This window comes from Erythrobacter donghaensis (genome assembly GCF_001557325.1).
Taxonomy (GTDB): Bacteria; Pseudomonadota; Alphaproteobacteria; order Sphingomonadales; family Sphingomonadaceae; genus Erythrobacter; species Erythrobacter donghaensis_B.
Window position 1 is genome coordinate 1 of sequence record NZ_LSJS01000316.1, and the last position, 10,789, is coordinate 10,789.

The window sequence follows — 10,789 nt, forward strand, 5'->3', positions numbered from 1 at the left end:
GCGGCGGGGCGGGTCGGGGGGAATCCTCCGATGAGCGACGCGCGCAAGGCGGAGATCCTCGCCAATGAGCGGGTGGTGATGGGGCCGCGCTGGCGCGGGGGGTGAGGGGGCTCGCTTCGCTCGGGCCCACCCCTGGCCGCTGTGGCTGCGCCACGCCTGCGGCTCCCCGCAAGCGCGAGGGGGATTGTTGACGCCGATACGCCCCTCCCGCCTGCGTGATGGGTTGGGGGCGGGCCTGCGCGGCGGCTGGGCGTTCGGATCAGCCTCGCCCGCCCCTCCGCCCCCTTCGGTGCACCCGCTACCCTGAAGGGGAGGATCGGCGCTCGCGCCCCCGCGCCTCCCGGATGCTCTTTATTCGCGTCCGCATTGCCCATATTGAGGGCGGATGGACGATCCCTCCGCCCCCGCCAGCGCATGGAGCGATGACGCGCGCTGGACGCGCGAGGCGGGCGGCGGCGTGCTGCTGCGCGCGACCGAACGGCCGGATTCGCCGCTGCTCGAGCGCTTCATGGCCGGCTATGACCGTGCCTTCGTGCTGCCCGACGAGCGCGAGGAGCTCGAGGGCTTTCGCGCCTGCCTCGCGGCCAATCCCGCCTCGCGCCGCCGCTTCGGGCGGCTGCACCGCGAACTCGTGGTGGTGATCGAGGAGGCCGCGAGCGGGGCGCTGCTGGGCGGGGCGAACTTCCTGGCCACCCGCATCGACACCGCGCCTGCCGATCACCCGCGCGTGGCGATCGCGCTCAATTACCTGTTCGTCGAGCCGGCCGCGCGCGGCAGGGGCCTCGCGCGGCTGCTCAAGGAAGAGGTGGGGCGGCTCGGCAACATCGCCGTCGACCTGCCCAGCGAGGCGGGCGCGCCCGCGATGTTCATCGAGCAGAACGATCCGCTGCGCCTCAGCGATGCCGAGTATGCCGCCGACAGCCAGCATGCCGGGATCGACCAGGTCGACCGGCTGGCGGTGTGGGCGCACATGGGGGCGCAGCTGGTCGATTTCGGCTACGTCCAGCCCGCGCTCTCGGCCGGGCAGGGGAACGATGACGGGCTCGCCTATGCGGTGATGAACCTGGCGCGCGGCACGGTGGACGCAGGCTATCTGCGCGCCCACCTCGAGAGCTTCTTCGGCATTTCGGTGCTCAAAGGCGGGGATCCGGCTGCCGATCCGGTGGCAGGGCGGCAGCTGGAGGAGCTGGCGGCGCTGGCGGCGGCGGGCAAGGAGGTGGCGCTGCTGCCGATGGCCCCGGCGATCGCAAGGCTGCGAGCCTTGCATTCGCGCCCGAGCGGGGGCACCTTGCGGGCGTTCGCGAGGGGGGCCTTGCACCAGGGGGAGCGGTGATGGGGGACAGTCCGGCCAGTGCGCCGTCTGCGGCAGGGCCCGTGCGGCGACCGACGGAGAACGGCACGGCCTACTGGACCTTGTCCTTCTACATCAGCCGGCCGCAGATCATCGGGCACGATCTGGCGATGCCGCTCAAGCCCGACCCTTCCGGCCGCGAATCGACGGACGAGGCGCGCGATGCGCTGGCGGAGGATTTCGACCTCGCGCGCTACTTCGTCGAGCATCCCGATTGGGCGGTCGACGGCGGAACCCGGAGGCTCGACCACCTGCGCGAGCTGCCGCCCTTCGACAGCCGCTCGCGGGCCAGGGCCGCCGACGCACTGGATCCGGAGCATGCCCGGACCAAGGCGCTGCGGCGCGCCATCAACCCGCTGTTCAACGACATCGCCGACCGGTCACGCCTCGGCCGGATCGAGGACCAGCTGTTCGCGGTCGCGCCCACGCAGGATGCCGCCTTCGTGCTTCCCGATCTGGTGCGCTGGTCGACCGAGGGGCGCACCTTCGCGGTGCCGATCGCACCCGAGGATGCGCGCTTCCCGATCCATGTCACGCGCTTCTGGTACCTGCACGGCAACGGCGCGATGTCATGGCACATCAGCTTCGAGGTCATGTACCGCAATGCTGGCTTCGCGGCAGCGCTCGAGGCGAAGCGGGTGCCCTCGGGCCTCTACCTGCTCTCGCTGATGCAGAAGCTCGCCTATCCCAAGGAGAGCGAGATGCGGAGCGGTCCCTGCGGAGAGGGCGGGGAGGCGGGCGAGTGCCGGTCCGACGAGCTGTTCGAACTGCGCTTGGTCGATCCGGGCATGGAACCGTCCGATCAGCCGCACCTGTTCTGGGACGTGGTCGACCACTGGTTCCAAAGCGACAAGGGCACGATCGCGGCGGTGCACGACAGGGACATGGTCGACGTCGAGCTGTTGGGCCTGTGCCCGCATATCGTCATCAACGAGATACCCGGGCTGTTCTGCCTCGACACGCGCTCGAACTTCTTTCTGCGTGACGAGGCCTTCTTCAAGCTGATCCAGCCCAAGGATACCGACGGCGAACTGGCGAACCGCCGCACCCGGGTGCGCGACGATCTGTTCGCGGGCTATCCGGCGCTGATCGATGCCCATGGCGAGACGGTGAGCGATCCGCGCGATCCGGCGCAGAAGGTCACGATCCTCGGCTCCGACTACTGGGCGCGGATGCTGGCGCCCGATCCGGGCGGGACGCGGGCTGCCGACGGAAGCCCGGGGCCGGTCGACCGGTTGTTCTACCTGTTCCTCGCCGGCTTCAACCAGAACATCATCGACTGGACCAACCAGGACGCCTCCGAGGTGCTCGACAGCCTCGATCCGATCTATCCCAGCTCGGACGAGCAGCAGAGCGAGGGCTTCTTTGTCCGCTACGCCAACCCGCGCTGCCTGATCACCTATGTCCAGCGCTCGCGCACCCTCGAGGTGGGAAACGACTTCATCGGCACCTGTCCCTATGCCTTCCTCATCCACGTGCTGGCGATGCACAACGAGCGCCTGACGCGGGATCAGGAGAAGCTGGCCTTTGCAGTGGTCGAGAAGGTCAACAGCTATCTGCGTGCGGCGCAGGCCGAGCGGCTACGGCCGCGCCGCATTGGCCAGCTCGTGAGCGAGGCCGAGGAATGGATCAACTGGTACCGCATCGCCGCCTTCGAGCACTTCGACCGGCACCGCTATTTCAACCCGTTCCGCTATGATACCGAGCGCGACGTCTTCACCGAGCTCGAGCGCCTGCGCGGCACATCGCGGCTGTCCGCGGCGCTCGACAAGGCTCTGGCGGCGCTCGACGAGAGCACGCGCGACATCCAGCGCGTGCGCGCCGAAGCCGAGACCGATGAGGAAGAGCGCCGCAACCGCTTCATGACGCTGGTGTTCGGGGTGGTGGGCCTCGCCGGGGTGGCGCAGGTCGTGTTCCAGATTGACCAGCTGATGCAGGGCGAGGACGCGCGCTTCGACTGGGGCAGCGTGGCGGGCGACCTTGCCATCACGGGCGGGGTAGCGGCGCTGATCCCGGTCGCCATCCTCGCCTGGCGCAAGCTCGTTCCCCCGGTGCTCTACCTGTTCCGAAGCTGAACCGCGTCACCGGCAGCGTGCCTGCATCCATCTTCCGGCACGCGGCGTAGCTGGGGCGGGCGGGACAATGCACAAGGAGAGCCCGACGATGCTTTCGAACCCCGGATCCGCATTCCGCCTTTTCGCCGCCGCGCTCGCCGGGCTCGCAGCGACCACCGCCGTCAGCGCGGGCGAGATCACCTCGAACCTCCAGATCGAGGCGGGGCAGACCTTCGAACTCGGCGGCGGGCAGCGCGGCGGCTTCACGGTGACCGGCCGCAACACCGGGCCGGTCGCGATCGTGGTGCTCGCCAAGGGCGCGGCCGCTGCGGCGGTCGTCAAGGGCAGGGTCGAGCCGGGAGCGAGCGTGGACGCGGCATTCGGCCCCGGCGAGCAGGCGCTGCTGCGCAACACCTCCGATGCACGGATGGCGCGGCTGAAGCTCAGGATCACCGGCGACACCTCCGCACTCGGGATGACCTATTCGGCCAACCCCTGAGCGCGCACCGTCAGTCGGCGATCAGTGCCAGCTCGACCATGCCGTGCCCGCGCGCGACGAGCCCGAGCTCGCTCGCGGCGGCGCGGCTGACGTCGATCATCCGGTCGCGGCTGAAAGGCCCGCGGTCATTGATCCGCACGATCACGCTGCGGCCGTTGGCGAGGTTGGTGACGCGCACGAGGGTGCCGAAGGGCAGGCTGCGGTGGGCGGCGGTCATCGCCCCATTGTCGAACCGCTCACCGCTGGCGGTGCGGCGGCCATCGAACCGGGCGGCGTAGTAGGAGGCGCTGCCGCGGCCGAGGACGGCTTCCTGCGGGGCCGAGGGGGCCGGTGCCTCGTCGCTCACCGGGGCGGCGATCGCCTCGGCGGCGGGCTGGAGCGGGACGAGCTCGACCACGGCGCTGCTCGCGGCCGACGGCGCGGGCGCCTCCGGGGCGGCGGTGGAGGCGGTGAGCGGGGCGAGGCCGGCAAGGCCCGCCAGCGCCCACGTGAGGAGCCCGCGGGGCGCGGGACGCCGGTCGGTCAGCAGGGCATCGAGGCCATCTATGCGAATTCCCGTCCGCATGGCCGCGCCGATACAGGGTCGCTTCGGCCGATGGCAAACCAGGTTAGGATTTCGTCGCCCGATCGCTTCGCCTGAGGCACGAGCCGCTCGCCAAACGCGATGAGCCGTTGATACGGGCGCTCGGCGCGGGGGCAGTTCGACGGATTTTCCGCAGTGCGACTCGCGGCTGGGGCGCGGGGTGAGTGTAGGGCCAGCGCGGGGCGCCCGAAGCAAATGGGGCCGGCATTGCTGCCGACCCCACTCTCACCGGCGTGTGGATGATCCGTTCCGCTTCCGATGCCTCCGGCGAACCTTCGGCTTCCGTCGCTTTGCGGGCCATGCTTGGCGCCCGATGTCTAGCCTCCTGCTGCCTGCACCTTGCGGCCGGCCTGCGGGAGATTTGTCACCGGCGCTCGCGCCGGCATCCGGCTTCCGCTCCTGCGGGCCTGCGTCCGCTGTCCGGCCGAAGCCTTCCTGCGTGCCGCCGCCTCTGCACTCGCATCGGCCGAGGCTTCGTCCCTTTACCTTCCGCCAAGGCTGCGGCTGGGGGCTTTCGCCGTTTCCGCTGCACTTGCCTTCGAGCCAGGTTCTCCGCCTGCCCGGTGCCACCGCGTCGCTCCGATCCTTGAATTGAGCCGACTTGCCTTTGGCCGAAGCCTCCTGCATGCCGTCTCCAGACCGGCGCGTGGACAGATGTCACCGCCACCCTCGGGATGAATTCTCCGGCAACTTCAGGGCCTTGCGGCCTACCGTTCCCGTCGCTTCGTGTCCCGAAGACAAGTTGAAAGTGCGCCTGAATCGGCGATCTGACAACATTCCGAAGCCCGACTTTTCCACTTCCAAACGATTGTCCTGTGGACGCGAGTGGATAACTCAACGCTTCGTCGCAATTGTCGCAAAGCGGAGCAAGGCGCGGGCACACGGCCGCCTTCAAACTGTCACATTAGAGGCTCCGAGCGGCTGCGGCGAGCGCAGCGACTCGGTTTTCCCCTATTTGGCGGCTCGGATCAGGCGTCGCGGTTGCGGCGCGACAGCAATCTCAGGCGCAGGCCGTTCAGCTTGATGAAGCCTTCCGCGTCCTTCTGATCATAGGCCCCGGCGTCATCCTCGAAGGTGACGTGGGCTTCGGAATAGAGCGAGAAAGGCGACTTCCTGCCCACCACGCTCGCGAGCCCCTTGTAGAGCTTGAGCCGCACCGTGCCCGTGACCTTGTCCTGCGAGTGGTCGATCGCCGCCTGCAGCATCTCGCGCTCGGGGCTGAACCAGAAGCCGTTGTAGATGAGCTCGGCATATTTCGGCATCAGCTCGTCCTTGAGATGCGCCGCGCCGCGATCGAGCGTGATCTGTTCGATCCCGCGATGCGCGCGGGCGTAGATCTCGCCGCCAGGCGTCTCGTACATCCCGCGGCTCTTCATGCCCACGAAGCGGTTCTCGACGAGGTCGAGCCGCCCGATCCCGTGCTTGCGGCCCAAGTCATTGAGTGCGGCCAGCAGCGTGGCGGGGCTCATGGCTTCGCCATTGAGGGCAACCCCGTCACCCTTCTCGAAATCCACCGTGATGTATTCGGGCACGTCGGGCGCGTCCTCGGGGTCGACCGTGCGGCTGTAGACGTAGTCGGGCGTCTCCTCCCACGGATCCTCGAGCACCTTGCCCTCGGACGAGGTGTGGAGGAGGTTCGCGTCGGTCGAGAACGGGCTGTCGCCGCGCTTGTCCTTGGGGACCTGGATCTGGTGCTTTTCCGCCCATGCGATGAGGGCCGTGCGGCTGGTCAGGTCCCATTCGCGCCACGGGGCGATCACCTTGATGTCGGGATCGAGCGCATAGGCGGAAAGCTCGAAGCGCACCTGGTCATTGCCCTTGCCGGTCGCGCCGTGGGCGATGAAATCGGCGCCGGTCTGGTGCGCGATCTCGACCAGGCGCTTGGAGATCAGCGGCCGCGCGATCGAGGTGCCGAGCAGGTAGTCGCCCTCATAGCGGGCATTGGCGCGCATCATCGGGAAGACGAAATCGCGCACGAATTCCTCGCGCACGTCCTCGATGAAGATGTGATCGTCGGGAATGCCCATGGCCCGGGCCTTCGCGCGTGCAGGCTCGATCTCCTCGCCTTGCCCCAAGTCGGCGGTGAAGGTCACGACTTCCAGCCCGCGCTCGACGCTCAGCCACTTGGCGATGACGCTGGTATCGAGACCGCCCGAATAGGCGAGGACGACTTTCTGGGGCATGGCGAGAGGTTCCTTGGGTATGCTTGCGCGCGCCCCTATCAGCGTGGGGGCGAAGGGGCAATCGCGCTGTGGCATGCGCACCCTTCGGGCGGCCTCTTGGCAATCGACTGCTAAGAACTACCTGATATGTCGTGCGCGAGGCGATGTCCCGCGCGGGGCAAACGGGGGTCGATGAATGCTGACAATGTGGAGCAAGGCGCGCGAACTGGCGGTGATGACCCCGCCGGAGCGCAACCGCTGGGTCGATTTCCTGCGGGCGATCTCGATCATGGCGGTGGTGTTCGGGCACTGGCTGATGGCCGGGCTCTACATCGACGCCGCCGGCGAGCTGCGGCGCGGCGATCTGCTTTCGGTCTCCGACTGGGCGCACTGGCTCACATGGGGGTTCCAGGTGATGCCGGTGTTCTTCCTCGTCGGCGGCTATGCCAACCAGGTGAGCTGGGAGGCGACCACGAGGAAGGCCGCGGCCGATCAGGCGGGCGTCTACCGCGACTGGCTGGCGAGCCGGGTGCAGCGCCTGATCACGCCCACCTTCCCGGTGCTCCTGCTGTGGGCAGGGCTCGCGGTGGTGATGACGCAGGTCGGCCTGCCGCGCACCCAGATCCGCATGGCGACCGAGGCCGCGCTGATCCCGGTATGGTTCCTCGCGGTATACCTGCTGGTGACCGCCTTCACGCCGCTCGCCCAGCGGCTCTGGAACCGGCTGGGCTGGGGCAGCGTGGCGCTGTTCGTGCCGCTTGCGATGCTGACCGACTGGCTGACCTTCACGATGAAGGTTCCTTACGTCAACTTCACCAATTTCCTGTGGGTGTTCCTCGCGATCCACCAGCTGGGTTTCGCCTGGCGGGCGGGCAAGTTCGAGCGCCCGCTGTTCGCCTGGGGCTTCTTCGCGGTGTCGCTGGCGATCCTCGTGCGGATCACCGTCTTCGGCTTCTATCCGGTCTCGATGGTCTCGGCGCCCGGAGGCTTCTCCAACTCGCTCCCGCCGACGCTGGCGCTGCTTGCGCTGGGGGGCGTGCAGGTGGGGCTGGTGCTGGCGCTGGAGCGCGCGGGGCGGCGGATGCTCGAGAACGTCACCGTCTGGGCCGCCACGGTCCTGATGAACGGGATGATCATGACGGTCTACCTGTGGCACCTTACCGCCTTCGTGCTGGTGATGACGGTCGACTGGCTGCTCCTCGGGGGCTGGGGCCTCGGCCCGGTGCCGGGGACGGGCGAGTGGTGGGTGACGCGGCCGATCTGGATCGCGGTCTACATCGTCGCACTGCTGCCGCTGATCGGCATCTTCGCGCGCCACGAGAGGAGCTTCGGCCCCGTGCGCGGCGGGCGCACCGTGCCGCGCCTGCGCGCGGTGGTCGGCGTGCTGGCGATCTGCGCGGGGCTGGGCGCGACCGCGGGACTGACCATCACCAGCCCGGACTCGCTCTCCGGCATCCGCTGGTGGGTGATCGCGCTGCCGCTGGCGGGCGCGGCGATGATGGGCTTCGGCCCGGTCTATCGCCCGCGCCAGCGCCCCGGCGCGCACGAGATGGGCTAGCTTCCGATCAGATAGTCCCGGGTGACCGGCAGCGCGCGGCGCGAGCGGATGTACTGGATCTGGTAATTGCCCATCCCCCCATGCTCGAACACGGTCGCCGCGCCCGCGAGGTAGAAGGTCCACATCCGGAAGAACCGCTCGTCATAAAGCGCGATGATCTTCTCGCGGTGCGCCATGCAGTTGGCATACCACGCGCGGATGGTGTGCGCGTAGTGGAGGCGCAAGGTCTCCACGTCGCTCGCGATGAGGCGGAACTTCTCGCTCGCCGCGACGGTCTCGGACAGGGCCGGGATATAGCCGCCGGGGAAGATGTACTTGCGGGTGAAGGCATCGGTGGTGCCGGGCGAGCCGAAGCGGCCGATGGTATGGAGCAGCATCACGCCGTCCTCGGCCAGCATCCGCGCGCAGGCTTCGAAGAAGGTCTCGAACTGCGCGCGGCCGACATGCTCGAACATGCCGACCGAGACGATCCGGTCGAACTTGCGCCCTGAGGCGGCAGTGTCGCGGTAATCCTCGAGGCTGATCGTCACCTTGTCCGCCACCCCCGCCTCGCGCACGCGCTGGCGGGCGAGCGCGGCCTGTTCTTCCGACAGGGTGATCCCGGTGACGCGGACATCGTGTTCGCGCGCGAGATGGATCGCCATCCCGCCCCACCCGCAGCCGATGTCGAGCACCTCCTGCCCGGGCGACAGGTGCAGCTTTCTGGCGATGTGCCTGAGCTTCGCTTCCTGCGCCCCCGCCAGCGTGGTCACGCCCTCGGCCCAATAGGCGCAGGAATACTGCCAGTGCTCGGCATCGAGCATCAGCGCGTAGAGATCATTGCCGATGTCGTAGTGGTGCGCGACGTTCTTCTTCGAGCCGACGCGGTTGTTGATCTGCTCGGCGGCAAAGCTGGCGCGGTTGGCAAGGCGTTTGAAGGCACTCGGGCGCAGATTGTCGTCGCCGCGCTCCCAGCGGTCGTTCATTCTCAAGAGGCTGACGAGGCCCATCACGTCGCCCTCCTCGATCAGCAGCCGCCCGTCGATGAAGGCCTCCGCCGCGCCCAGCCGGGGATCGAGGATGATGTCGCGCGGCACGGCCGCATCGGTGAAGCGCAGCACGATCTCGGGAAAGCCCTCGGCGCTGGTGCCATAGGTGCTGGCCGAGCCATCGGCAAAGACGATGCCGAGGCGGCCCTGCCTGACGGCACGGGACAGGAAACGGTCGAGGAGAGGCTTGCTCATGGTGCTCCTTTCTAGGATGCTTCGGGGGTAGGCTTAGCCGGAGGGGCGGCTTTCGCAAAATCATCGACTTGGCGTGAAGGGGAAGGGGACATGGCCGAAGCGAAGACGACGATCACCGAGGTTGCGGTCGACACCTTCATCGCAGGCGTCGAGCCGCCTGCCAAGCGCGAGGATGCGCGGGTGCTCGATGCGCTGTTTCGCAAGGTCACTGCACAAGAGCCGAAGATGTGGGGGCCCACGATGATCGGCTATGGCCGCTACACTTACCGTTATGCCAGTGGCCATGGCGGCACCTTTTTCCGGGCCGGCTTCAGCCCGCGCAAGGCGAAGCATTCGCTCTACATCATGGATTGCGGCGACGCTGACGAAGAAGCTGCTTTCGCGGCGCTGCTGGCGCGGCTGGGAAAGCATTCGCGCGGCAAGGCGTGCCTCTATGTAAACAAGCTCGCCGACATCGACCTGGACGTTGTGGAGCAGATGATCGCACTGGGCTGGAAACGGTCATTCGCACGCTGGCCTGATTAGACCCCCGCATACCACTGGTAGCCCGCGACATCCTCCCAGAACCCGCCGCCGCCCTGGCCGATCTGGGCGAAGCTGGTGACCGCTTCGATCGCCTTGACATACTTGGCCTGCTTGTAGCCGAGCTGACGCTCGATCCGCATCCTGAGCGGCGCGCCGTTCTTTTCGGGCAGGGGCTCGCCGTTGAGGCTGTGGGCGATGATCGTCTGCGGGTGATAGGCATCGACCATGTCGATGCTCTCGTAATAGTCGCGACCATAGAGCACGTCGGCGCAGCGGAAGACGATGAATTTGGCCGATTCCTTGACCTTGGCGGCATCGAGCAAGTGGCCGAGCTGCACCCCCTGCCACTCGCCGATCGCGCTCCAGCCCTCGACACAGTCGTGGCGGGTGATCTGGGTGCGCTGGGGGAGCGCCTTGAGGTCGGCAAGGCCCAGCGCCAGCGGCTTTTCGACCAGCCCGCGCACTTCGAGCTTCCAGTCGGGGAAGCCCTTGGCGAGCTGGTCCTGATAGAAGGGATCGGCGACCGTCACCGAGCCGTTGCCGCGGAAGGTGGGCGAGCGCTGGTCGGGGCGGAACTCCTTGGCGAGGCCCTGCTTGCCCGCGAGCGCGCGGTGGAGCACGCGATGGCCGTCCTCGGCCGCCTTGAACAGGTCGCCGGCCGCCTCGCTGTCGTTGATCTTGGCGCAGGCCGAAGCGCCCAGGGCAGCGATCCCGGCAAGCAGCGAACGGCGCGGCAGGTCAACCATGGGCGGGGGCTCCTTCTTCGGCGGCAGCAGGGACGGGTTGCGGCGCAGGAGGTGCCTCGGCCGCACCCTCGGCGGGCCGCTTGCCGCC

At 68.2% G+C, this 10,789-nt stretch carries 9 protein-coding genes; 5 read left to right on the forward strand and 4 right to left on the reverse strand.

What is annotated here, in order from left to right; genetic code table 11:
* The first annotated feature begins 385 nt into the window (after positions 1-385).
* From AX692_RS18230 to AX692_RS18240, 3 genes are all read left to right on the forward strand, one after another.
* Complete coding sequence (locus tag AX692_RS18230; protein WP_073975704.1) at positions 386-1,333, forward strand: hypothetical protein; 948 nt, start codon at positions 386-388, stop codon at positions 1,331-1,333.
* Between the two features lie 41 nt (positions 1,334-1,374).
* On the forward strand, positions 1,375-3,426 hold the full coding sequence (locus AX692_RS18235) for a hypothetical protein (protein WP_155645016.1): 2,052 nt from the start codon (positions 1,375-1,377) through the stop codon (positions 3,424-3,426).
* A gap of 88 nt (positions 3,427-3,514) precedes the next feature.
* Positions 3,515-3,904, forward strand: coding sequence for a hypothetical protein (locus AX692_RS18240; protein ID WP_155645015.1), 390 nt, complete (start codon positions 3,515-3,517; stop codon positions 3,902-3,904).
* A gap of 10 nt (positions 3,905-3,914) precedes the next feature.
* Here the strand turns inward: AX692_RS18240 and AX692_RS18245 are convergent, their stop codons facing one another.
* Positions 3,915-4,469 (reverse strand): septal ring lytic transglycosylase RlpA family protein, encoded by a 555-nt coding sequence (locus AX692_RS18245; RefSeq protein ID WP_081095455.1) that lies wholly within the window; start codon positions 4,467-4,469, stop codon positions 3,915-3,917.
* Between the two features lie 986 nt (positions 4,470-5,455).
* Positions 5,456-6,670, reverse strand: coding sequence for an argininosuccinate synthase (locus tag AX692_RS18250; protein WP_073975709.1), 1,215 nt, complete (start codon positions 6,668-6,670; stop codon positions 5,456-5,458).
* Positions 6,671-6,845: 175 nt separating this feature from the next.
* Between AX692_RS18250 and AX692_RS18255 the strand changes: the two genes are divergently transcribed.
* Complete coding sequence (locus AX692_RS18255) at positions 6,846-8,207, forward strand: acyltransferase family protein (protein WP_081095456.1); 1,362 nt, start codon at positions 6,846-6,848, stop codon at positions 8,205-8,207.
* Here the strand turns inward: AX692_RS18255 and AX692_RS18260 are convergent.
* On the reverse strand, positions 8,204-9,430 hold the full coding sequence (locus AX692_RS18260) for an SAM-dependent methyltransferase (RefSeq protein WP_073975700.1): 1,227 nt from the start codon (positions 9,428-9,430) through the stop codon (positions 8,204-8,206). The two genes, AX692_RS18255 and AX692_RS18260, sit on opposite strands and share 4 nt — an antisense overlap.
* A gap of 90 nt (positions 9,431-9,520) precedes the next feature.
* On the opposite strand from AX692_RS18260, the gene AX692_RS18265 reads away from it, so the two are divergent.
* Positions 9,521-9,955, forward strand: a complete 435-nt coding sequence (locus AX692_RS18265) for a DUF1801 domain-containing protein (RefSeq protein ID WP_073975699.1) — start codon at positions 9,521-9,523, stop codon at positions 9,953-9,955.
* Here AX692_RS18265 and AX692_RS18270 read toward each other — a convergent pair.
* Positions 9,952-10,701: a molybdopterin-dependent oxidoreductase gene (locus AX692_RS18270; protein WP_073975698.1), complete on the reverse strand. Its 750-nt coding sequence runs from the start codon at positions 10,699-10,701 to the stop codon at positions 9,952-9,954. The genes AX692_RS18265 and AX692_RS18270 overlap by 4 nt on opposite strands.
* Positions 10,702-10,789 lie beyond the last annotated feature (88 nt).

Excerpts from the sequence above, each read along its gene's own strand:
- AX692_RS18265 (WP_073975699.1), top strand. The coding sequence starts at position 9,521 with ATGGCCGAAGCGAAGACGACGATCACCGAGGTTGCGGTCGACACCTTC.
- AX692_RS18260 (WP_073975700.1), bottom strand. The coding sequence starts at position 9,430 with ATGAGCAAGCCTCTCCTCGACCGTTTCCTGTCCCGTGCCGTCAGGCAG.
- AX692_RS18240 (WP_155645015.1), top strand. The coding sequence starts at position 3,515 with ATGCTTTCGAACCCCGGATCCGCATTCCGCCTTTTCGCCGCCGCGCTC.
- AX692_RS18270 (WP_073975698.1), bottom strand. The coding sequence starts at position 10,701 with ATGGTTGACCTGCCGCGCCGTTCGCTGCTTGCCGGGATCGCTGCCCTG.
- AX692_RS18250 (WP_073975709.1), bottom strand. The coding sequence starts at position 6,670 with ATGCCCCAGAAAGTCGTCCTCGCCTATTCGGGCGGTCTCGATACCAGC.
- AX692_RS18255 (WP_081095456.1), top strand. The coding sequence starts at position 6,846 with ATGCTGACAATGTGGAGCAAGGCGCGCGAACTGGCGGTGATGACCCCG.
- AX692_RS18230 (WP_073975704.1), top strand. The coding sequence starts at position 386 with ATGGACGATCCCTCCGCCCCCGCCAGCGCATGGAGCGATGACGCGCGC.
- AX692_RS18245 (WP_081095455.1), bottom strand. The coding sequence starts at position 4,469 with ATGCGGACGGGAATTCGCATAGATGGCCTCGATGCCCTGCTGACCGAC.